The sequence below is a fragment of the Hyphomicrobium zavarzinii ATCC 27496 genome, assembly GCF_000383415.1.
In the GTDB taxonomy this organism is placed as follows: domain Bacteria; phylum Pseudomonadota; class Alphaproteobacteria; order Rhizobiales; family Hyphomicrobiaceae; genus Hyphomicrobium_C; species Hyphomicrobium_C zavarzinii.
The window spans coordinates 243830-265576 of sequence record NZ_KB911259.1; the positions used below are offsets into that span (position 1 = coordinate 243830).

The 21747-nt window shown below is 64.3% G+C and carries 20 protein-coding genes; 12 read left to right on the top strand and 8 right to left on the bottom strand.

All coding sequences use genetic code 11. The annotated features are described in order from the left end of the window. Nucleotides 1-58 precede the first annotated feature (58 nt). Nucleotides 59-808 carry a YebC/PmpR family DNA-binding transcriptional regulator gene (locus F812_RS0115485; RefSeq protein WP_020086894.1) on the top strand — a complete coding sequence of 250 codons (750 nt, stop codon included), beginning with the start codon at nt 59-61 and terminating at the stop codon, nt 806-808. A 57-nt stretch (nt 809-865) separates the two neighbouring features. Further along, entirely contained in the window at nt 866-1900 is a 1035-nt protein-coding gene (locus F812_RS0115490) for a class I fructose-bisphosphate aldolase (protein WP_020086895.1), read from the top strand. 207 nt (nt 1901-2107) lie between these two features. Here F812_RS0115490 and F812_RS24190 read toward each other — a convergent pair whose 3' ends face one another. Next, entirely contained in the window at nt 2108-3844 is a 1737-nt protein-coding gene (locus F812_RS24190) for a L,D-transpeptidase family protein (RefSeq protein ID WP_156827450.1), read from the bottom strand. Between F812_RS24190 and F812_RS26625 the strand changes: the two genes are divergently transcribed. The 4 genes from F812_RS26625 to F812_RS0115510 all read left to right on the top strand — a co-directional run bounded on the left by F812_RS26625 (nt 3777) and on the right by F812_RS0115510 (nt 7572). After that, a complete protein-coding gene (locus F812_RS26625) occupies nt 3777-4733 on the top strand; it encodes a hypothetical protein (protein WP_156827451.1) in 957 nt (318 codons plus the stop codon). The two genes, F812_RS24190 and F812_RS26625, sit on opposite strands and share 68 nt — an antisense overlap. 206 nt (nt 4734-4939) lie before the next feature. Further along, on the top strand, nt 4940-5584 hold the full coding sequence (locus F812_RS25610; protein WP_020086898.1) for a thiamine phosphate synthase: 645 nt from the start codon (nt 4940-4942) through the stop codon (nt 5582-5584). Between the two features lie 32 nt (nt 5585-5616). Continuing rightward, nucleotides 5617-6615, top strand: coding sequence for a tetratricopeptide repeat protein (locus tag F812_RS0115505; protein ID WP_020086899.1), 999 nt, complete (start codon nt 5617-5619; stop codon nt 6613-6615). Nucleotides 6616-6783: 168 nt separating this feature from the next. Next, entirely contained in the window at nt 6784-7572 is a 789-nt protein-coding gene (locus F812_RS0115510) for an inositol monophosphatase family protein (protein WP_156827452.1), read from the top strand. Nucleotides 7573-8017: 445 nt separating this feature from the next. On the opposite strand, the gene trpE is transcribed toward F812_RS0115510, so the two are convergent. Together trpE and F812_RS0115520 are read right to left on the bottom strand one after the other, a co-directional pair. Beyond that, nucleotides 8018-9577: an anthranilate synthase component I gene (gene trpE / locus F812_RS0115515; RefSeq protein WP_020086901.1), complete on the bottom strand. Its 1560-nt coding sequence runs from the start codon at nt 9575-9577 to the stop codon at nt 8018-8020. Between the two features lie 15 nt (nt 9578-9592). Then, entirely contained in the window at nt 9593-11497 is a 1905-nt protein-coding gene (locus tag F812_RS0115520) for a SurA N-terminal domain-containing protein (RefSeq protein ID WP_020086902.1), read from the bottom strand. 280 nt (nt 11498-11777) lie between these two features. Here F812_RS0115520 and tpiA point away from each other — a divergent pair, with 280 nt between their 5' ends. The 5 genes from tpiA to F812_RS0115545 all read left to right on the top strand — a co-directional run bounded on the left by tpiA (nt 11778) and on the right by F812_RS0115545 (nt 16146). After that, complete coding sequence (gene tpiA / locus F812_RS0115525; protein ID WP_020086903.1) at nt 11778-12545, top strand: triose-phosphate isomerase; 768 nt, start codon at nt 11778-11780, stop codon at nt 12543-12545. Between the two features lie 100 nt (nt 12546-12645). Further along, on the top strand, nt 12646-13152 hold the full coding sequence (locus tag F812_RS25615; RefSeq protein ID WP_156827453.1) for a hypothetical protein: 507 nt from the start codon (nt 12646-12648) through the stop codon (nt 13150-13152). Between the two features lie 157 nt (nt 13153-13309). Further along, a complete protein-coding gene (gene secG, locus F812_RS0115535) occupies nt 13310-13663 on the top strand; it encodes a preprotein translocase subunit SecG (protein ID WP_020086905.1) in 354 nt (117 codons plus the stop codon). A 180-nt stretch (nt 13664-13843) separates the two neighbouring features. Further along, on the top strand, nt 13844-14335 hold the full coding sequence (locus F812_RS0115540; protein WP_040498527.1) for a CC0125/CC1285 family lipoprotein: 492 nt from the start codon (nt 13844-13846) through the stop codon (nt 14333-14335). A 182-nt stretch (nt 14336-14517) separates the two neighbouring features. Next, on the top strand, nt 14518-16146 hold the full coding sequence (locus F812_RS0115545; RefSeq protein ID WP_020086907.1) for a CTP synthase: 1629 nt from the start codon (nt 14518-14520) through the stop codon (nt 16144-16146). On the opposite strand, the gene F812_RS26630 is transcribed toward F812_RS0115545, so the two are convergent. Then, on the bottom strand, nt 16109-17002 hold the full coding sequence (locus tag F812_RS26630) for a hypothetical protein (RefSeq protein WP_156827454.1): 894 nt from the start codon (nt 17000-17002) through the stop codon (nt 16109-16111). The genes F812_RS0115545 and F812_RS26630 overlap by 38 nt on opposite strands. Nucleotides 17003-17706: 704 nt before the next feature. Beyond that, nucleotides 17707-18855: a hypothetical protein gene (locus tag F812_RS0115550; RefSeq protein WP_156827455.1), complete on the bottom strand. Its 1149-nt coding sequence runs from the start codon at nt 18853-18855 to the stop codon at nt 17707-17709. Nucleotides 18856-19739: 884 nt separating this feature from the next. Here F812_RS0115550 and F812_RS0115555 point away from each other — a divergent pair. After that, nucleotides 19740-19973, top strand: a complete 234-nt coding sequence (locus tag F812_RS0115555; RefSeq protein ID WP_020086909.1) for a hypothetical protein — start codon at nt 19740-19742, stop codon at nt 19971-19973. On the opposite strand, the gene F812_RS0115560 is transcribed toward F812_RS0115555, so the two are convergent. The 3 genes from F812_RS0115560 to F812_RS0115570 form a co-directional block, all read right to left on the bottom strand. Further along, the gene (locus F812_RS0115560) at nt 19945-20532 is read right to left on the bottom strand and encodes a hypothetical protein (protein WP_020086910.1); all 588 of its coding nucleotides are present in this window, start codon (nt 20530-20532) and stop codon (nt 19945-19947) included. The two genes, F812_RS0115555 and F812_RS0115560, sit on opposite strands and share 29 nt — an antisense overlap. A 198-nt stretch (nt 20533-20730) precedes the next feature. After that, nucleotides 20731-21006, bottom strand: coding sequence for a PepSY domain-containing protein (locus F812_RS0115565; protein WP_333780418.1), 276 nt, complete (start codon nt 21004-21006; stop codon nt 20731-20733). 289 nt (nt 21007-21295) lie between these two features. After that, nucleotides 21296-21700, bottom strand: a complete 405-nt coding sequence (locus F812_RS0115570) for a hypothetical protein (RefSeq protein ID WP_156827456.1) — start codon at nt 21698-21700, stop codon at nt 21296-21298. Nucleotides 21701-21747: the final 47 nt, after the last annotated feature.

Below are 21747 nucleotides of genomic sequence, written 5' to 3' on the forward strand. Positions count from 1 at the left end.
AATCGGACGCAAAACACGCCCTCGGGAACCATCCCCCAAAACAGCCTCGGAAGCGGACATGGCCGGCCATTCAGCATTTAAGAACATCATGCACAAGAAGGGCCGCAAGGATGCGGCCAAGGCCAAGATGTTCGCCAAGTTCGCGCGTGAAATCACGGTCGCCGCAAAGTCCGGCATGCCCGACCCCACCATGAACCCGCGCCTGCGCCTCGCCATCCAGACCGCCCGCGCCGAGAACATGCCGAAAGACAACATCGAGCGCGCCATCAAGAAGGCCCAGGGCGGTGACAGCGAGGCTTACGAGACGATCCGTTACGAAGGCTACGCCCCCGGCGGCGTCGCCGTCATCGCCGAAGCCCTAACCGACAACCGCAACCGCACCGGCGGCGCAGTGCGCGCGGTGTTCAGCAAGTACGGCGGAAACCTGGCTGCCACCGGCGCCGTCGCGCACATGTTCCAGCATGTCGGCGAAATCCGCTTCAAGCCAGCGGCAGGCTCACCCGACTCCGTCCTCGAAGCCGCGATCGAAGCCGGTGCCGACGACGCCGTGTCCGATGCATCGGGCCACCTCGTCACCTGCTCGTTCGACAACCTCGGCACGGTCGCTGCGGCACTCGAGGAAAAGCTCGGCGAGCCGGAGAGCGTGAAAGCCGTTTGGAAACCCAACCTCTCGACCGAGGTCGACGAGGAGAACGCCCAATCCATCATGAAGCTCATCGCGGCCCTCGAGGACGACGACGATGTGCAGAACGTTTTCGCCAACTTCGAAGTTTCAGAAGAAATCCTGAAGAAGCTGACCGCCGCCTAGAAGCAGCGGACCGCATCGGAATTGAACCTTTAAGAGAATGAACTGGACGAGAGGCACATGACCGAGAAGCTGGAAGACATCGCCCAAGCCATGGTGGCCCCCGGAAAAGGCATCCTGGCCGCCGATGAAAGCTCGGGAACCATCAAGAAGCGTTTCGACAAGATCTCCGTCGTCTCGACCGAGGACAGCCGCCGCGATTATCGCGAGATGCTGTTCCGCGCCAACGACGCGATGAAGAACTATGTCTCGGGCGTCATCCTGTACGACGAGACCATCCGCCAGAAGGCCAAGGACGGCACCCCGCTGGTCGAGGTCATGCGGGCCGCTGGCTCGATCCCCGGCATCAAGGTCGACATGGGCGCCAAGCCCCTCGCCGGCCCCACGGCCAAAGTCGAGACCATCACCGAAGGTCTCGACGGCCTGCGTGAGCGCCTTGCGGAGTACTACAAGCTCGGCGCCCGCTTCGCCAAATGGCGCGCCGTCATCACCATTGCCGACGGTCTGCCCACCTGGAACTGCGTCAAGGCCAACGCGCACGCACTGGCCCGCTACGCCGCCCTTTGCCAGGAAGCCGGCATCGTTCCGATCGTCGAGCCGGAAGTGCTCATGGACGGCGAGCACTCGAGCCATGACATCGACGAATGCTACCGCGTGACGGAGTGGACGCTCCGCACCGTATTCCGCGAGCTCTACGACGCCCGCGTTTCGCTTGAGGGCATGATCCTGAAGCCCAACATGGTGATCGCCGGACAGAAGTCCGCGCGCCAGTCCTCGCCCGAGGAAGTTGCCGAGAAGACGCTGCGCTGCCTGAAGTCGACGGTTCCGGCCGCCGTGCCCGGCATCGCCTTCCTCTCGGGCGGCCAGTCCGACGAAGCGGCAACGCAGCACCTCTCCCTCATGAACGCCGCAGGCGGCCTGCCTTGGGCCCTCACCTTCTCCTACGGCCGCGCCTTGCAGGCCGCAGCCCTGTCCGCCTGGGGCGGCAAGGCGGAGAACGTCGCGGCCGGCCAGCGCGCCTTCACCCACCGCGCCCGCATGAACAGCCTCGCTGCTCTCGGCAAGTGGGAAGCGAAGCTCGAAAAGGCCGCGTGATTTTTCTGCCGGGCCACGGAACCCAGGCACGCTGAACACGTTTCAACGAGGTCTTCGGGCCATTGGAGCGAAGGCAAAGCATCAAGGCGCAACGAGCCCCCCTCGTTGCGCCTTGATTGCATTTGAGGCGCGCTGCGCCTCCCCCGAATGAGCAAAAAAAGCGCCGAACCACGAGGTCCGGCGCCTTTTTTGTCGTTCGAGTTCGGCTCAGTTCAGCCAGAAGCCCGAGATGGCGTCAGCCAGCGTATCGGGCGGCGCGTAGGTGTTCTTCTTCTTACCCTTCCGCTCCTTGGTGTTGCTGGTCGCCGTGGTCTCGGACGCGTATGGCGGCTCCGAGGACGACGTCTCGATCACCGGATCGAGCCTGAGTGCACGGCCCGTGAGCGCAGCCGAAAGCTTGCTGTCGTGGCCGTAGATGTCGGCAAAGGTAGAGACCTTACCGTGCTCGTCGGCAACCGCCGTGAAATAGGTCATGTGCACGGGAATTCTGTGATCGAGATGAACCTCGCCGCCGCCCGCCATCGCACGCTGCACGCCCGCTTCGTCGAGGCCATTACCCTCCGACAGCATGATCGCCGCGAACTGCTTCGGGTTCTGTACGCGGATGCATCCGTGCGAGAGCGCCCGGCTCGATTGCGCGAAGAGCTCCCGCTCGATCGTGTCGTGCATGTAGACGTCATGCTTGTTCGGGAAGCGGAACTTCACGATACCGAGCGGGTTCTTGCCGCCCGGCGGCTGGATGAAGCTGTAGTTGCGAAGATCCGCGGTGCTCCAGTTCACGCTCTCGGGCGACACTTCACGTCCGCCGTAATAGACCTTGAGACCGTAGGCACGGATCGACGCGGCGCCGTTGCTGCCGCCGCCGAACAGGTTCGAGAAGAAATCACCGCCGCCGATGGCCTTGAGACGCGGCGCGAGCTCGCGCATCTTGATGCCATCCGGCATGCCCCATGACGGGTTGAAGCCGACGAACTCCATCTCCGCTGAAAACACCGGAGTGGCCCAAGCCGGAAGCCCGACGATGATCCGTTCCTTGAAGATCACCTCGTTGCCCTTGTAGACGCGGGTGATGTACTCGGGGATGTTGTTCTGCACGTAGATCTTGCCCAGGTTCTCGGGCATCCAGCGCCAACGCTCCATGTTGAGCACCAGGATCTGCGTCTTGCGCTCGGGATCGGGCGCCCTGTTGGCTTCGAACTCGCGGTTGAGCGCAGAGCGCGTCGCGTTGTTGAGCTGACCCGACGCCTTGAGACCCTTCTCGAGCTGGAAGGCCTTGAGCGCCGTCTCCACCTTCTCGTCGAACAGCGTGTCCTTGGCTCCGGCGTCCGCCGGAACCTTGAGGCGCTGGCGCAAGAGCGCGATCGCCGCGTCGTCGGCACCGGCCTTCAGAAGTTTGCCTTCCGGGATCCGCACCTTGAGCGCGGGATCGACATCGATCTCGGTCTTGGTGGGGCCTCCGCGCGCTTCCAGAAGCGCCTTGTGCAGCAGCTTGAACTGCGGATGCTGCGGATGCTGATCGCGCAGATAGGCATCCGGAGATGCCGCCGCCGAAAGTTCCGTCAGCACCACGTTGGGATCCTTGACGGGCGGCGTCTGATCCAGAATGCGGCTCAGCGACGTGGGATTGACGCGTCCGCCCTTGGCGAAGCGCGCATACTTGAGAAGCTCGAGCGTGAGTTTGCCCTCGGCCGCCGCGAGCGTCTCAGGCGTGTGAGAGCCGCTCAAATCCGGAAGATCGAAGGCAGCAGCCGAAAGGCCCCAGTCGTCGGCCTTGCGCACCTCATCCATCGCGGCCTTGGCCTTGGCGTTGAAGCCGGCGCTGTCGACCCACAGCGGCCCGCCCGTGCGCGCGCCGTAGAAGGCGACCGCAGCGGCCGTGTCATCCTTGTTGGACTTGGAGACGTTCGACGAGCTGCCGAGCCAGGTGCGCGCCGCTGCGATCACCGGATCGACCACGGGCGGAGGCGTTGCGGCCGCCGTTGCGGGAGCAGGCGCAGCCGCGGGAGCGGCTGCAGGTGTCGCGGTTGCTGCGGCCGCGGGCGGAGTTGCAGCCGGCGGCGTGGCAGTGGCGGCGGCGGGCTGTGAAGCAGTGGGAGCCGCCTCTTGCACGGTTGCGGCGGGTGGCGTGGCGGCCGCCGGAGCGGAAGCCGCAGCAGGCGGCGTGGACGCTGCGGGAGCCGCGGGCGCGGCAGTGCTCGCGCTCGAAGAAGGAGCGGCAGAAGGAGCCGCGGGCGGCGCAGCTGGAGCCGGGGTCTCCTGCGCAGCCGTAGCCGGTGGCGTGGCCGAAGGCGTTGCATCCGCGGCGGGCGGCGTGGTGGCCGCAGGCGCAGGCGTTGCAGCGGGCGCCGGTGTCACCGCGTTGGCGACCGCGCCGGAAGCGGCTGGGGTTTCCGACGCTGGCTTCTCGGGCGCCACGGTCGATGCGGCTGGCAAGGCAGAAGTCTCAGGGGGCGACGAGGACGATGACGACTGCGGCGCTGGCGTGCTCGGCGTCGTGCCCACGGCCGCTGTCTGCGCCTCGGCGCTCGAAACGGAAACGGTTATCGCCACGAGCGCGGTCGTAACGGCAGCAGTGCGCAAAAAAGCAGTCGTGAACATCAATCAGGCTCCGTCAAGCGAGACGCGGCACCCCAAAACTCGTGAAAACACCCTCAGAACAATTCCAGACAAAAGCAGGTATCAGCGTGGCGATTTCATGCCCAAGAACGCCAGGAAACGGATCATCGAAGAGAGCCCCGGGCCCCTTCACCGCCTTCCGGCGCCGCCGCCGGGTGAGCGGCCGTTTGCCGTCCAACCCGGACCCAACCTGCTCAAAACAGAGCCAACTCGTTAAGATGTCGGCACTTTACGCTTGGATTCGCATCTGGCGACGATAACGGAAAGGGCCAGAGGGCGATAGGGCAGAACGGCCAGCCTGCGCTTCTTTCCGCGAGTTCTCCCGCATCTCAACAGGGTGTCGCTTTTCCGCCGGATTTGGGCCAGATACGCTCGCGGAAGCAAAGCCCTGCCTCCGCTCCGGACGGAAAGAGACTGAAGGACATGACCCAAAAATCAGCAGCACCGGAGATTTGCCTCGTGGCCGAGGTTCTGGGCGACAAGGACTGGCCCGCCCATCTCGCGGCCGCCATCGACGCCACGGGAGCCGTCACGCTGGTGCTGACGCCCAAGGACGCGGGCGCGATCGATCCGTCGGCCGCGCGCGCGCTGGTTGAAATGGCCCAGAAAAAGAAAGTCGCCGCCCTCGTCGCGGACGATATCGGCTTGGCCCAGAACATCGGCGCCGACGGCGTACACCTGTCCGCACGCCCCGATATCGAGGAGGCCTACGACAACGCGCGCTCCAAGCTCGGGCCCGACTTCATCGTCGGCGCCGATGCCGGCGCCTCACGCCACGACGCCATGACATTGGGCGAGGCGGGCGCCGACTACGTCGCCTTCGGCACAGCTCGGGGCGACGCCGACCCCGAGGAGACGCAGCTCGATCTCGTTGCCTGGTGGGCGGACATCTTCGTCGTGCCCGTCGTCGCCTACGGCATCGAAACCGCGGGAGAGATCCCCGATCTCGTCCACGCACGCGCCGACTTCATCGCCGTGTCCGTTCCCCGCGATATCGCGGGCGAGGCGGGCAAGGCCTGGGCAGCCGGCATCGTCGCGGCGCTCAAAGCCCCGGCGAGCGCGGCCTAGAAGCCTCGAGGAAGCCCCAAGGAGCAGCGATCTTGAAAACGAGCCACCTTGTCGTTCTGGGCATTCTCGGCCTTTCCGTCGGCGTGCTGGGCGGCCTCGCCGCAACGGGCATGCTCGCCCCGTACCTTCCGCAGAGCACGGACCACACCGCCACGCCGGAGCTGAACAGCGAGCCCGCCAACCTCCCGCAGGACGACTCCGCCTACGCCGCCTTCGACCAAGGACAGTACCTCACCGCCTTGAAGCTCGCCGAGGAAGCCGCCCGCCGCGACGACCCGCAGGCGCATACTCTCATCGGGCGCATCTATGCCGACGGCCTCGGCGTCGCCAAGGACGAGACCACCGCCGCCCGCTGGTACGCGCGCGCCGCCGAGCTGGGCGACATCCCGGCCATGCTGGCGCTCGGCACCTTCCTCGCCGAAGGCCGCGGCGTCGCCAAGGACATGAACCTCGCCGCCGAGATGTTCGAGAAGGCCGCCGCGACCGGCGACCCGCTCGCGAACTACAATCTCGGCCTCCTCTTCCTGCGCGGAACCGGCAAGCCCGAGAACCCCTACCGCGCCGCCCAGCACATCCGCTACGCGGCCGAGAAAGGCATCGCCGCCGCACAGTACGACCTCGCCGCCCTCTACCTCGAAGGCAACGGCGTGCCCAACGATGCGCTCGAAGCCGCGCGCTGGAGCGCGAAGGCCGCCGAGCAGGGTCTCCCCGCCGCCCAATACGATTATGCCGTCATGCTGCTGCAGGGCCGCGGCCTGAAGGTGGATGAAGGCAAGGCCGTCACGTATCTCCAGGCCGCAGCCGACAAAGGCGTGGCAGGCGCCCAGAACCGGCTTGGTCACCTCTACGCCGAAGGCGTCGGCGTAGAGGCCAACCCGGTTGAAGCCGCCAAGTGGCGCTTCATCGCCAAAGCCGCCGGCGTGACCGACGACAAGCTCGACCTCTACGTCGCCGCCTTGCCGGATGCCGATAGAACGAAAGCCGAAGCCGCCGCGACCGAATGGCGCGAAAGGAAGCGGATCATGCCCTGAGCGGGCTGACGGCCTTGACGGAGGGGCTCACCCGCGCCCATTAACGACGTGGTCCCGCTCAACCCCGAAAAAGGTTGACGTTCCGTCCCGAACCCGTCAGAGCCTCGCCAATCCGTTTCCCAGCGAGGCTGCTTTCCAGCCCGCTTCAATCTCCAACTTTGGCCGATCATGCCCGCTTCAGCCCTGATGAATGTGATGGTCGCCGCCGCGCGCAAGGCGGGCCGCTCGCTCGCCCGCGACTTCGGCGAGGTTGAGCACCTGCAGGTGTCGGTGAAGGGGCCCGCGAACTTCGTCTCCGCCGCCGATCACAAAGCGGAGGAGATCATCTTCAAGGAGCTGTCGAAGGCCCGTCCGGGCTACGGCTTCCTGATGGAGGAGCGCGGTGAGGTCGAAGGCGTCGACAAGACCCATCGCTGGATCGTCGATCCGCTCGACGGCACCACGAATTTCCTGCACGGCATTCCCCACTTCGCGATCTCGATCGGCCTTGAGCGCGACGGCGTTCTGGTTGCGGGCGTCGTCTACAATCCCGCGACCGACGAACTGTTCGCCGCCGAGAAGGGCAAGGGCGCGTTCCTGAACGACAAGCGCCGCCTGCGCGTCGCCGCCCGCAAGACCCTGGCCGACGCCGTCGTCGTCACCGGCATTCCCCATCGCGGCCGTCCCGGACATCCCCGCTTCATGTCGGAGATGCAGACGGTGATGATGGAGGTCGCAGGCATTCGCCGCTCGGGCTCCGCCGCCCTCGATCTCGCGTACATCGCGGCCGGCCGCTACGACGGCTACTGGGAGCGGAACCTGAAGCCCTGGGACCTCGCGGCAGGCATCGTGCTCGTGCGTGAGGCGGGCGGCATTGCAACCGGCATCGGCGGCGGCGACACGGCCCTCGAAACCGGCGACATCCTCGCCGGCAATAACGCGATCACCAAGGCGCTCTCACCCCTCCTCGCGCGCTGAGCGCGGACCACCTGGCTCGCTGACATGCTTTTTAGCTGCCCAGCGCGGCAAGGCTTGCGCTGCGAGAGTTTGCAGCAGCGCGTCTCCCCGCCAACCTACGATGGCTCGACGCGAGCAAGCGATTTAGACAAAAACAAACGTCATCCTCGTGCAGACCGCTTGTCCGAGTGAACGAACACCACGCCCCTCCATGGCCGGGTCAAGCCCGGCCGTGGAGCTGGTGAAGGGCAGGACGAGACCGGAACCTGGAACGCGCCCGGGCAAGACCGACATGCGTGAGGCACGTCTGGGCTCCCGCCTCGCAGCAATAACGTTGTGTTTGGGCAATCGCGTCTCACAAAACAAACGTCATCCCGACGTAGGTCGGGATCCAGACACGCTGCAATGAGTCGCGAAAATAACCGGTCCAGTCCTTCGACGAGGTGACGTCAGGCTCACCCTGCGCCTAGCGCCCCGCCTTGTCGCGCCCCTTGCCGCGCGACGCGAAGCGCACCGCTTCCTCGGCCGCGCGAACGATCGCCTTGGCCTTGTTGATGCACTCCTGCTGTTCCTTCTCGGGAACGCTGTCGAACACGATACCCGCCCCAGCCTGCACGTAGAGACGGCCGTCCTTGACGAGCGCCGTGCGCAACACGATGCACGTGTCCATCTCGCCGTCCGCCGTGAAGTAGCCGACGCAGCCCGCATAAGGACCGCGCTTGGCTTTCTCCAACTCGTCGATGATCTCCATCGAACGCACTTTCGGCGCACCCGACACTGTGCCCGCTGGGAATCCGGCCATCAGCGCATCGATCGCATCGTGCTTTCCGGCCAGCTTGCCCACCACGTTCGACACGATGTGCATCACGTGGCTGTAGCGCTCGATGACGAATTTCGCCGTCACCTCGACGGTGCCGACCTCGGCGACGCGGCCGACGTCGTTGCGGCCGAGATCGAGCAGCATCAGGTGCTCGCTGCGCTCCTTGGGATCGCGCAGCAGAGCCTCACCCAGCGCCTTGTCCTCGGCATCCGTCGCCCCGCGCGGCGCCGTGCCTGCGATCGGACGGATGGTCACCTCGCCATCGCGCAGCCGCACCAGGATTTCCGGGCTCGACCCGACGAGGGCGAACGAGCCGAGATCCAGGTGGAACAGGAAGGGCGACGGATTGGTGCGCCGTAAAGCGCGATAGAGCGCGAATGGCGGCAGCGCGAACGGCGCCGAGAAGCGCTGCGAAAGCACCACCTGGAAAATGTCTCCGGCGCGGATGAACTCCTTGGCCTTCTCGACCATGGACATGTATTCGCGCGGCGTGGTGTTGGAGCGCGGCTCGGGCTGAGCGAGCTTCTTGGGCGTGAGCGCTCCGCTGTGAGGCAACGGCTCGTCGAGAGCCTGCACGGCGCTCTTCAACCGCTTCAACGCGGCCTTGTAGGCCTTCTCCGCGTCGGATTTGTCGCCCGGGCGCACCGGCGTCACCAGGCTGATCTCGTCTTTCACGGAATCGAAGATCACGATCACCGTCGGGCGCATGAGAACGGCATCGGGCACGCCGAGCTCGTTCTCCTTCACCTCCGGCAGCTTCTCGATGAGCCGAACCGTGTCGTAGCCCATGTAGCCGAACACGCCAGCCGACATCGGCGGCAGCTCGGCAGGCAGAGACAAGCGCGACTGGCCCAGAAATTCGCGCAGCGAGACGAGCGCAGGCTTACCGTCCGTCTTGAAGGCGTCCGGCTTGCGAACCGGATCGCGATTGATCTCCGCGACCTCGCCGTTCGCCCGCCAGACGATATCCGGATCGAACCCGACCACCGAGTAGCGCCCGCGCGAAGCGCCGCCCTCGACCGACTCGAGCAGGAACGAGAACGGCCGGCTGCGCGCGAGCTTGAGGTACACCGAAACCGGCGTCTCGAGATCGGCGACCAGCCGCGTCCACACCACCTGCGGCTCACCGGCCCGATAGCGTTTCGTGAAGGCATCGAGCGATGGCAACGCTTCGATGCCCGAGGTTCTCTGCGAGAGCGTGCTCAAGAGAACGGACTCCCCTTACTGCTCGGTGCCTGTCCCCGCACCCGTGGCCCGCGCAAGCTCGGCCTCGTTGATGTGCACCTTGAGGTCGGCCTTGAGCGCGTTGACGTAGGCGATCAGGTCATCGTTGGCGAGCTGGTCGGCGAGCTCCTTGTTGAGCGCGTCGCTCTGTTCCTTCGTGGGAGCCCCCGCGGGAACGATGTCCTTGATCTGGAAAATGATGCGGCTCGCCCGGTCGCTCGTCTCCGCATAGCCCGCGCCGCCCTTGGGCAGGGCGAACGCCTGCTTCACCGCCTCCGTCGTGAGGCCCGGGGGCGAGAGATTGCGCTTGATCATGTCAAGCACCTCGGCCTTGCCGCCCGCTTCCCCGGCGATCTTCTCGAAAGGCTCGCCAGCCTTGAGACGATCCACGAGCTTCTGCGCCAGATCGTTCAGGAGACGCGACTTCTCCTTGTCGATGTAAAGCGTCTTCACCTCGGCCTTCACCTCGTCGAACGGCTTCTGCTTGCGCTCCGTCACGCCGAGCACGTCGAACCAGGCAAATGCGGGGCCGGGAAGCTCCACGGCGTCGGGCTGCGTGCCGACGCCCGTCGCGAACACGTCCTTGAGCACGATGGCGGCATCCGGAATGTCGATCGCGGTCTTGCCGTCGGGCGTCTTGTTGTCCCGGTCCACGGCGTCGATGTCGAAGAACTTGAGCTTCTGCTCCTCGGCGATCTCCTTGAGAGTCTTGCCGGCGTTGCGGCCTTCCTCGATGAGATCGAAACGCTCCTGGATCAGGCCCTGCGCACGCTCACCCGCGAGCTTGTCGCGCACCTTGTCCTTCACCTCCTCGAACGTGCTTTCCTTGCCCGGATCGATCTCCACGGCTCGCACCAGCACGGTCGCGAAACGGCCCTCGATCACGTCGGAGATCTTGTCGCGCTCCAGGCTGAAAGCCGCATCCGCGATCTTGGGATCGATGAGCGCGCTCTTCGTCACCATGCCAAGACTGACATCGGCCTCGGTGGCACCGGCTTCCTTCGCGACATCGAAGAAGTTCTTCTTGCCCTCGGCCAGGTCCTTGCGGGCCGCTTCCGCGGCAGCCTTGTCCTTGAAGGAGATCTGCTGGATGCGGCGGCGCTCCGGCTTGTCGTAGGTCGCCTTGTGATCGGTGTAATAAGTCTTGAGCTCATCGTCGGTCAGCGTGATCTCGGACTTGAGCGCATCCGACGACAGCACCAGCATCGCCACCTTGCGATACTCGGGCGTCATGAACTCCGTCTTCTGCGCCTCGTAGGTCTCGTTCAGCTTCGCCTCGTCCGGATCGGGCACGGTGATCTTGGACGCATCGATGTTCACGAGCTCGATGGTGCGCGTCTCCTCCCGCCACTTGTGGAGGTCCTCGATCATCGGCTTCGGCACCACGATGGCGGACGAGAGCGCGTCAGAGATCTGCCCGCGCACCTCGTCGTCACGGCGGATTGCGAGGAAGCCCTGCTCGCTGAGGCCCATCTGGCGAAGCAGACCGTCGAAGCCCAGTCGCGAGAACTTGCCGTCCGGCCCGTGGAAGTTCGGATCGTTGCGCACGCCTTCCGCCAGCGTCTCGTCAGAGAGCGAGAGGCCGAGCTTCTCGGCATGGCTCTTGACGGCCGCCTGCGCGATCAGCTCGTTGAGCGCCTGACGGTCGAGACGCAGCATCAGGCCCTGCTCGGTGGTAAGGCGTCCGCCGTCCTGGAGCTGCACCGAGCGCAGCTTGCTCTGAAATGCGCGCTGGAAGTCGGTCACCGTGATGTCGGTGTCACCCACCTTCGCCACCGATCCGCGCCCGAATCCTCGGAACACGTCGGCAACGTTCCAGAAGATACCGAAGCTCACGATCAGGACCGCGAACAGGAGCTTGGCCAGCCAGCCTTGGGCGCCGCGTCGGAGGGCGTCGAGCATAGAAAATGATCTTCCTGTTAAATGCGGGCCGACGAGCGCACATTGTTCTTTTGGGCTCGGCCGCACCGCTTGCAGAAAAAGTTTATCCCGTCCATGACGGGACGCACGGGACTGATATGAAGCCCAGCCCGCTTCTGAATGCAAGACCGAGCTGCGCAACGGACATTAAACAAAGTTCCGGCTTCCCGGCCAACCCCTTAAGGGGCAAAAGCGGGGCCGGGAGGCGCGGCCCGCGGGGCAGGCCGGCGAAACGAACAAAGATGACGGAGCATCCGAGCCGATGAGCGAAGCTGAGAGCGCAATCCGCCCCTTGGTCGCCGGAAACTGGAAGATGAACGGACTCGCGGCCGCCCTCGGAGAGGCCGCCGCCGTGCGCGACGCCCTCCCGGGTCTAGGCACGGGCGCTCCAAGTGTCATGATCTGCCCGCCCGCAACCCTCCTGGCCGCCCTCGCAGCGGCCGCCAAGGGCTCGAACCTCGAGGTCGGCGGACAGGACTGCCACGCAGCGGCTTCGGGGGCTCACACTGGTGATATTGCAGCCGAAATGCTGAAAGATGCGGGCGCCGCCGCCGTCATCGTCGGCCATTCCGAGCGCCGCGCCGACCACGGCGAGCTGGACCGGGTCGTCCGCGCCAAGGCCACCGCCGCCCACCGGGCCGGGCTCACGGCCATCATCTGCATCGGCGAGACCAAGGGACAGCGTCTCACCGGGCTAACTCTCGATGTGGTCGACCGCCAGCTCAAAGCGTCCCTGCCCGACTCCGTATCCTGCACCAATACCGTGGTTGCCTATGAGCCTATCTGGGCCATCGGCACCGGTTTGACGCCCGAGCCCCGGGATGTGGCCGAGGTCCATGCCGCCATCCGCAAGAGCCTCGAGGCGCGCTTCGGCGAGGCTGGCCGGCGCATCCGCATTCTTTACGGCGGCTCCGTAAAACCCTCCAACGCCAAGGAGTTGCTCTCACTCCCAAACGTGAATGGCGCCCTCGTTGGCGGGGCGAGCCTCAAGGCCGCCGATTTCCTCGCCATCATCCGGGCCTACGCGTAAGACCCCTCGGCACCCGGCCGGGGCTGAAAATTCATCTCGCCGGCCGAAAACGAACGGCATAAGTAGCAGCCCTGAATTGCAGGCACACGGAGCAACGGCCATGAAGGGACACCCAAACGAGCGAGGTGGAACCATGCGGATCGGCCGTTCACGTCTGCTCGCTGCCATCCTTCTTGTGGCCGCACCCGCCGCCGCCAGCGCCGCGCCGCTCGATGCGCCAGCCTGCACCGCGCTCAAGACCGAGTACGACGGCCTCGTCTCGGGCGGCGCCAAAGCCGATATGGACCGCGGCCCGGCATGGGCGAAGACGAACCTCAGCCCCGACAAACTGCAGAAGATCGAGCGCCTGATCGCGCTTCAGGAGCAGCTGAGCTTCCGCTGCGGCGAGTTCCTGACCGCCCGCCCGCTCCTCAAGGAACCGCCCAAGCCGCCGCAGGAGGCCGGCGCGGAAGGCAAGGACGGGAAGGACGGGAAGGACGGCAAAAAGGCTACCGCCAAGGCGGCAGCCGATTCCCAAGATGGCGCAACGCCTTCCAACATTCCTCCGCCCAAGCGGAAGAACAAGGACGCCGCCTCTGCCGCGGGCAAGACCTCGAGCAGGAACTGACCTGGACCACTCCGCGCGCCCGCCGCCGCGACAACCCGAGCATCCTGAGGAGCCAAAGACGCGCCGCCATCTAGCCCTCGCGGCCCGGCTGGTGTAGAAGCCCAGAAAAATCCCCCCAAATGGCCCTCGCGGGAGAGGGCATGGAGCCCATCACCACATGATCACGGTTCTTCTCGTCATCCATCTTATGGTTGCAGCCGCACTGGTTGCCGTCGTGCTCTGGCAGCGCTCCGAAGGCGGCGCGCTCGGCATCGGCGGCGGTGGCGGCGGCTTCCTCACCGGCCGCGGAACCGCCAACCTGCTCACGCGCACCACGGCCATTCTCGCCGCCTGCTTCTTCCTGACGAGCATTCTCCTCACGCTCGTCTCCCAGCATTCGGCACCCAAGGGATCGGCCTTCGACAACGCGGCACCCGCTTCCTCGTCCGCACCGGCCGCGCCGGCTGGTACGCCGACGCCTGCCCCTGCCGACAACGCCCCGCGCGGCGGCATTCTCGACAAGCTGCAGTAAGAGCCAGCAGCCGCTTGCGAGATCTGAGGATGTGGCCGGTGCGCAACTGGCCACAGCCCCGGCGTGTTGCTAGCGTGCTTCCGGGTTGGGGAGCGGAGAACGGCCATGCATCGGGGACACGAGCATCGGGGCACCAGGCGTCGCGGACTGAGCAGCGCCTCCGGAGCAGCGATCGCGAGCATGGGAGCAGCCATTGCGCTGTCGGCCTGCTCGGCGGGCATGCCCGGCCTCGCACCCGGCGCGCTCCCCTATCAGCGCTCGAACGCCATCGTCACCACCGGCTTCAAGGAAACCGAGGTCGCGCCCAACCAGTACCGCATCGAGGTCGTCGGCAACGCCAACACGCCGCGGGAACGGCTCGAGAAAATCGCAGCCACGCGCGCAGCCGAGATCGGCACTGAAAACCGCCTGGGCTATTTCCGCATCGACGGCGTGGAGCTCGCCACCCGCTGCGAGCAATACACCGTTGGCGGCCAGCGCGGCGGTAGCGGCACGGAAAAGCGCAGGCAGCAGCACACCGTCTTGACCGCGAACGTCACCTACACCAAGCAGCCGGCGGACCCGAGCTACGTGGAAGCCAAGACGGCCTTCCCGCAGTATCGCGCCGAGCTGGACCAGGACCTGTCGGCGCCTCTGCCCGCCGATCCCGCGCTCTCGGCCCAGTGCAGCTAGACGTGCAGCTAGACGTGCAGTTAACAAGACGCGGCCGAGACGCCACGACCTAACCCCCGCCCGCCTCGCGGCGACGCCAGCCGTCCCGCCGGATGGAACGGCCCGCCCGCTCCACGCGCAATCGTGGATGAGACAAGAAAACCGCTTCGAATCACGAAGGTAGAGCTGTAATGTTAAAGCCCATGCAACGGTACATCTTCATTACCGGCGGCGTGGTCTCCTCCCTCGGAAAAGGCCTTGCTTCCGCCGCCCTCGGCGCGCTCCTACAGGCGCGCGGATATTCCGTCCGTCTCCGCAAGCTCGACCCGTATTTGAACGTCGACCCCGGAACGATGAGCCCCTACCAGCACGGCGAGGTGTTCGTCACCGACGATGGCGCGGAGACCGACCTCGACCTCGGCCACTACGAGCGCTTCACCGGCGTCCCGGCCAAGAAGTCCGACAACATCACCACCGGCCGCATCTACCAGGACATCCTCGCCCGCGAGCGCCGCGGCGACTACCTGGGCGGCACGGTGCAGGTCATTCCCCACGTCACGGATGCGATCAAGCAGTTCGTCACCACCGGCAACGAGGACGTGGACTTCGTGCTGGTCGAGATCGGCGGCACGGTGGGCGACATCGAGGGCCTGCCGTTCTTCGAGGCCATCCGCCAGCTCGGCAACGAGCTGCCGCGCCATTCGTCCATCTTCATCCATCTGACGCTTCTCCCCTTCATCCCCTCCGCGGGCGAGCTCAAGACCAAGCCCACGCAGCACTCGGTGAAGGAGCTGCGCTCCATCGGCATCCAGCCCGATATCCTGCTCTGCCGCTCCGACCGCGAGGTGCCGAAGGGCGAGCGCAAGAAGATCGCGCTCTTCTGCAACGTGCGCGAGGAAGCCGTCATCCAGGCCCTCGACGCCGCCTCCATCTACGACGTGCCGCTCGCCTATCACCGCGAGGGCCTCGACGAGCAGGTGCTCGAAGCCTTCGGCATCACCGGCGCGCCGAAGCCCGACCTCACGCGTTGGGAGACCATCTCGCGCGGCATCGCCTCGCCCGAGGGCGAGGTCACCATCGCCATCGTCGGCAAGTACACCGGCCTCAAGGACGCCTACAAATCGCTGATCGAGGCGCTGGTGCACGGCGGCATCGCCAACCGCGTGAAGGTGAAGCTCGAGTGGATCGAGAGCGAGATCTTCGAGCGCGAGGACCCGGCGCCCTATCTCGACGGCGTGCACGGCATCCTCGTGCCCGGCGGCTTCGGCGAGCGCGGCTCGGAGGGCAAGATCCTCGCCGCGAAATTCGCGCGCGAGCGGCGCGTTCCCTATTTCGGCATCTGCTTCGGCATGCAGATGGCGACCCTCGAAGCGGCCCGCAATCTCTGCGGCATCACGGGCGCGGGCTCGACGGAGTTCGGCGCGACGGACGAGCCCGTCGTCGGCCTCATGACGGAATGGATGAAGGGCAACGAGCTGGAGCAGCGGCGCCAGGGCGGCGACCTCGGCGGCACGATGCGCCTCGGCGCGTTCCCCGCCTCCCTCGGCAAAGACAGCCACATCGCGCGCATCTACGGATCGAACGAGATCTCGGAGCGCCACCGCCACCGCTATGAGGTGAACACGGACTACCGCCAGCGCCTCGAAGGCGCGGGCCTGCGCTTCGCGGGCCTCTCACCCGACGGACTGCTGCCCGAAACCGTGGAATACCCGGACCACCCCTGGTTCATCGGCGTCCAGTTCCACCCGGAGCTGAAGAGCCGCCCCTTCGAGCCGCACCCCCTGTTCCGTTCGTTCATTGCGGCGGCCGTTGAGCAGAGCCGGTTGGTTTAGGCTCCGCTTCCTTACTCTGGGCCGAGTTCGACGACCCAGGCGTACCTCGTCTTGAAGCACCACTCTCCAACTTTTTATCGTGCCGCCGAGTTAAGATAAGCGTTTCAATGGTGCGCCAATTGATAGTCCTCAGAAAAGTCTCGAAATCGAATCTTTCTTGTAATTCTGCCCTAAAGGAGTCCAGCCAGCCGTAATACTGCCAACCGAAATTCGTAATCAGCGAAAAGGCGTTGACTTGCCCCCAAATCTCTATCCGTACGCCGAGAGCGGTGATGTCTTTCCAACTTCTACCCATATACTTTTCTATAAAAAGCGGAGGCACAACAGCGTTCGTCCCATGCCAGCTGCCCCTGAGATTAAGGGATAGCCGCTTGGTTTTCACTTCGATCTGACCTTCGGGTCGAATATTTATTGAACTACCGACCGGCAAAACCATATCAAATCTTGAAAAACTAGAACCGTCAGCGCATTGCAACATGTATATTTCTCCGGGCGGCCTACCACCCTGATCAGGGAACGCCCTCAAGAAAACATCCCTCTCCTCAATCGGCTTACACAGAAGATCCAATACCCTATTGTTCAAAAGAGCCATGGGAACATCTGATCTGCCGAGTTCATGAACTAAATCTACATCCGCGGTAAGATCAAAGTACGCCGACAGATGAAGAGACAATTCCTCCAGCAAAACAAACTGCATTGCTTCGTGAAGAATGCGCCTTGCGGGCATTAATTCCTGGTCCTGCCCGTCGGCCACCTTCATTTTTGTCACAGCCACATACTTCAGCGTCGGGGCATCATCTGCACCGCAAGACTTTCCCGATTTTTTTCCCGCGGCGGCAGCAAGCCCTTTTGCCACGAAGCATCTAGCGATTTGCTCTCCACCGTAACAGCGCGCATTGTGGTTGCGAGGCTCTCGGAGAACCTATAGTCGCGGGCAGCTAAGACCTCACGTGTTTCACAATCATAAAACAGGACAGCCTCGGCAGTATCGCGGAATTTTAATGAAGAAAATAAATCGACACACAAAATAAGTATGGGCAGAAGAATAAGAGCCCCAGCCGCAATAAGAACAATCCAGCTAGAGGGCGCTGCCGCAACAAACACGCTCGACAGCGAACTCACTCCAAAGGCAAGACACGCCGCGACTATGATAAGGCGAACAAGTTCTTTCCTATGAGTAAGAACACCGTCGAGCGATATCGAGCGATTGCGCAAGTTACCCCCTATTGGCCGATCTAAAACAGTGACCAACTCTAACATTCATCGGCTGAGCTTCCGCATTCAATCCCCAACCAATTCACAGCCCTTTCCACACCGCCGAACCGAATCAGAGCACACACAAAGTTGCCGCTCCCCCGTGCGCGTCGCGGCGATGAGGGCAGAGACGTGCTCGGATTCATCTCCATCTTCGCGGCCAGCGTCGCGGGCTTCGCTGACGTTGGCCTTTGGGCAATCGCCGCCTGCGCGATCGCGCTCGCGTCAACATCCTACGCCGAGCACCACGCGCTCTACCGGCGCGGCCAGGAGCTTGGCCTAACCGACACGCTCCGCGGCGCCATGTTACGTAGTTTCGGGAACGGCCTGATTGCCTCCGGCGCCGCTTACTTCTGTGGCTGGTTTCTGCGCCTGATCTGACCAGCGCGGCAGCCACGCCCTGTCATATCGATTCTGTGTACGCGCCTGCTCGACACGCCGCCGTCCGTCCCGGATGCGTTTCCGCAACCGCGACGTTGATTTCCCGATCTCCCAGCGCTTCCTTCTGATTGCGCGGAGCGCAGCCTCATAGGCCGCATGGGCGTCTTCAAGATTTCGATCCTCGATGAGGTTGAAATCATACTCATGGGCAAGAAAGGCCGTGAAGTAGTGCGCGTCGCCTTTCTCAACCCACTCCCACGAGGAAAGCGGCTGACAACGATCCATGAGCGGTATCGGCCCAGGCGCATAGGGACTGCCTTCTAAGCCCGCACGCATACGGAGATAGGCAGTGTAGGAACTCCCATCTATTTCCGCGAGATATCGCTTCGCTCTGGCAGTAACTATATCCCGATCCCGTTCGGATGGCAGGTTGCGCGCCAGCTCAATCACCACTTCGTACGCCTCTTGGGCGGCATCAAAGTGCCCCAGCTTGCGAAGCTGGTGCGCTTCAAGCTCCTTGATTTGAAGATCGTTCGCATGGCCGGGCAGACTGAGAGCTGTGCGAAAATGAGAGAGCGCATCCAAATGGGCTTCCGCACCTGAACGAGCGGACGCAACCGCACCGCGCAAGCTGTAGGCCGTGCAAAGTTCTTGCCTGAGCGAAACGGCCTCCCGCTCCGCGATCGAAAGCTTGTTGGAAATTGACGTGATGGCCTTGGCCAACTGCCAGTCTGCACTCATGAACACCGACGGAGCCACCGCGCTGTTGTCCCAGCGGTTTTCCCGCAGGACCGCTTTCAGATCGCGATTGACGAAGGATGGCGCAGCCAGTGTCTGCCCGGGAGCCGGCCGTTGAACGGCATCGAGCGCCTTATCCCGCACATCTCTGAGGCGCGCGTCTCTCGCGCTGATGTAGCTGTCTAAGCGCTTGTGAAGAACGCGCTCGTGATAGAGCCACCACTTCCATGCACCGAACGCGGCGCCAAAGAGGCCCACGATCGTGGAGCCATACTTCTGTAGGAAAGCGACGACAAGCGCGGTGGTACCAGTGGTGTCCTGGCCAAACTTGACCAAGGCGTCATTGATCTTCCGCGCCGCTAGCTCATTCTCCGTGATCCATGTCAGAACATGGCAAAGCGTTTCCTGTGACCCGCACTCCATTGCCCACCCCGCACGACATACAAATGGCAATGGCGAGTACAATGCGCCCGCGCATTGCGCGTGTACAGACATCCGTGCACCTACCCGCACGCGAATCCACAATGTTGCGTGGCACACCGGCAACAAATCTTATCCCCGCCCTCTCCACGCGCACATACCCTCACCCCATCCCACTCATTCGGGGGCGCTCTGTTTGGGCGTGCCTTCGGCACGACGTGAGCTGGGCGTGTAATGCCGGAGGCATGCTTCCAGCATGGTGAGCGGGAGCTGCGCCTCCCCTCAACGCTGATACCATCAGCCCGGAGCATTTTCCGGCGAAGTGGAAACCGGTTCGCCGCCCGAATATGCGACCACCAAGCAGGAGTTGGAAAGGTGCGGAGCTGCGCTGCACGACGGATGGGGCGGGCAGCCGAACGCGTGCACGGTAGATGTTCGGGGTCATGTCGAAGACATGCTTTCAGCATGCGCGGTTCCGCGCCGGTGGAGGTTGCGTCACCGTGGGCCGATCCGCGCTGGAGTCATGCCCAGCGCGCCGGATTCAATTTCGCGGTGGCTCGCAGCAGCAGCGGAGCGGCATGGCCGCATCTGCGAATGTTACCCACGGCCTGCCGCTCCGCTCCCCGAGCCGTGCCGAAAGCATGGAAACGGGTACTCAGCGCCGCTCTTTGACCCGCTTCGAACACCCGTCCGCGATCCCGGCACATCGCGGTTATCCCGCCGTGCGCGCCGTCAACGCACCGCGTCGGAGGGAACTTGTCCGCCCCGCAGCCGTTCAAACAGGCAAAGTGGAGGATCGCATGGCCGAGCGCAGATTGAACCCGAACCAAATCCCGAAAGCCCACGCCAAGGAGGACCGCAACACGCCGGGCGAGAGCAGCGGCGAGCAATGCCCGGGCGGCGAGATGAGGCAGCAGTCCGGCCCCGTCGCGCCCACGCCGCACTCCGAGCACGACACCGAGGTGTGCGTGCGCCCGGCGAACGGCAAGCGCGAGACCCGCACGTCTAATCCACCGCGGCCGGCGTCTCGCTGATTGACTGGAGAACCTGCGCGGCAAGCGCGGCGTTGCGCGTCCGCGCCATCTCCGCGAGGTCCGCCTTCGAGTAGTCGCCCACACTGTCCACCAGGCGCGGCGCGATCTGCTCTGCGCCGAACGGACACCTGCGGAATACGAAGGCGGGAAGATCGGGCAGGCGCTCCGCGCTATCGCTCTCGCCGAGCGTCAACATCGACACCGCGTCGTCCCGGAGCACCGTCACCTTCGCGCGGTCCGGCTTCGAGTCCTCAACGTCCGCGATGTGATGGGTGTGCGTCACGCAGTTGTCGATGGCCAATGCGGCATCGAACGTGCACCTGCCGGATTTGTAGCGGATGAAACGCGCTTGCCTGTGCGCGTCCCAGTGGCGCTTGTCGAGCAGGTAGCCGCTGAAAGCGCCATCCCGCGACTGATGCAGGATATCGAAGCCGCAGCCTTCGAGCGTCTTGCCCGGCGTCTCCAGGGCAAAATACCCCTCGAACGGATAGGGATCACTTGCAGCGGCGGCTCCGCAAAGCATCGCGCTCAGCGCAGCGAGCAAAAAACGCAGCTTCATTGTCCCCTCCTCCCGGCCGCACTTATGCTGGCTAGTCTATTCCGCGCACAACCGGCCACGCCTATTGGGCAAACTCGAAGAGCAGGGTCAATTCACGTTTGCCGGATCAAAGCACCGCACGAGCGAGAGGCCGCGCAGAAGAAAGCCCCGGACGCAGCGCGCCGGGGCTTCCGAGACCGAAGGCGTTTCGCAAATGCCTCAGTGCTTCTCCACCTCTTCCTTCACGATCGAGCCGTCGACCGGATTGAAGTAGACCTCGACGTCCTTGCCGTCCTTGTTCTTCCCGTAGATCTCGTAGCAGTTGCCGGAGACCTTGAAGACGTCATGCGTGTAACCGAGCTCGGCGACCTTCTTTTTCATATCCGCTTCCGAAAGCCACTTGTCTTTCGGAGCCGCAGGGCAATCGGCATCCGCCAGCGCAACGCCGGAGCCCAGCGCAACCAGCATACTCGTCAGGGTCAGTCTCAACATCATCGGGAAGATCCTCTCGCTAGGAAAGCGCTTCGAGGGACGCCAACGCGCAAGCCATCCGGGAGGTTCCTGGCGGGGGCCATCACCCAGATTGCGCCCGCTGGCATCCGCCGCGCTTACCCCCTATTTCTCGACGCGGAAGATCGAAAAGGCAAGATGCTGCCACGCGGCGCTCACCCGCACCCAGCACAATCCCACAACAGAGGCGCGAGCTTAATACCGACGGAATTTTACCGATGGTGCGCCGCCTGCCGTGACACGCCGCTAGGCAATGCGGAGGTGATTACGCCGCTCAGAGACGTGTTAGCTTGTCGAGCAGACCGGCCAGAGTTTCGTAGCCCGAGCCTGCGCGATTGGCCTCACCCGTCTCTTCCATGCTGGACATGGCTTTCCGCGTCTCGCCGATGAAGTCGATGCGGTCGTCGGCGTTGAGCGCGGCAGTCGATCCATCGAGGCCGATCCGCAGCCGGCCATCGGGATGGTCGAACCGGAACAGCTCGTCCAGCGAGATTTTGCCCTGGCGGAAAAGTTCCTTGCCCGCCTCCGCGATCTCTCCCCTGGTCATGTCGGAGAAATCATAATCGCCAGCCCCGGCTAGGACGTCGGCAAAAGCGCCGGGACGGTCGTCGCCGCCGGCCGCAGCGGCGCGGCTCGAACTCGCCTGCATCAGAGGAGGGGTAATAAAACCGACTTTCATAGGCCTGCCCGCGCTCGAAATTTCTATGACCCGGGGAGTAGCGCACC

What these genes read in the sequence shown, in the direction of transcription:
- F812_RS0115490 (WP_020086895.1), top strand. Translation starts at nt 866, where the DNA reads ATGACCGAGAAGCTGGAAGACATCGCCCAAGCCATGGTGGCCCCCGGA.
- F812_RS0115545 (WP_020086907.1), top strand. Translation starts at nt 14,518, where the DNA reads ATGCAACGGTACATCTTCATTACCGGCGGCGTGGTCTCCTCCCTCGGA.
- F812_RS0115540 (WP_040498527.1), top strand. Translation starts at nt 13,844, where the DNA reads ATGGGAGCAGCCATTGCGCTGTCGGCCTGCTCGGCGGGCATGCCCGGC.
- secG (WP_020086905.1), top strand. Translation starts at nt 13,310, where the DNA reads ATGATCACGGTTCTTCTCGTCATCCATCTTATGGTTGCAGCCGCACTG.
- F812_RS0115520 (WP_020086902.1), bottom strand. Translation starts at nt 11,497, where the DNA reads ATGCTCGACGCCCTCCGACGCGGCGCCCAAGGCTGGCTGGCCAAGCTC.
- tpiA (WP_020086903.1), top strand. Translation starts at nt 11,778, where the DNA reads ATGAGCGAAGCTGAGAGCGCAATCCGCCCCTTGGTCGCCGGAAACTGG.
- F812_RS0115510 (WP_156827452.1), top strand. Translation starts at nt 6,784, where the DNA reads ATGCCCGCTTCAGCCCTGATGAATGTGATGGTCGCCGCCGCGCGCAAG.
- F812_RS0115560 (WP_020086910.1), bottom strand. Translation starts at nt 20,532, where the DNA reads ATGAAGCTGCGTTTTTTGCTCGCTGCGCTGAGCGCGATGCTTTGCGGA.
- F812_RS0115565 (WP_333780418.1), bottom strand. Translation starts at nt 21,006, where the DNA reads ATGATGTTGAGACTGACCCTGACGAGTATGCTGGTTGCGCTGGGCTCC.
- F812_RS25615 (WP_156827453.1), top strand. Translation starts at nt 12,646, where the DNA reads ATGAAGGGACACCCAAACGAGCGAGGTGGAACCATGCGGATCGGCCGT.
- F812_RS0115570 (WP_156827456.1), bottom strand. Translation starts at nt 21,700, where the DNA reads ATGAAAGTCGGTTTTATTACCCCTCCTCTGATGCAGGCGAGTTCGAGC.
- F812_RS25610 (WP_020086898.1), top strand. Translation starts at nt 4,940, where the DNA reads ATGACCCAAAAATCAGCAGCACCGGAGATTTGCCTCGTGGCCGAGGTT.
- F812_RS0115555 (WP_020086909.1), top strand. Translation starts at nt 19,740, where the DNA reads ATGGCCGAGCGCAGATTGAACCCGAACCAAATCCCGAAAGCCCACGCC.
- F812_RS0115485 (WP_020086894.1), top strand. Translation starts at nt 59, where the DNA reads ATGGCCGGCCATTCAGCATTTAAGAACATCATGCACAAGAAGGGCCGC.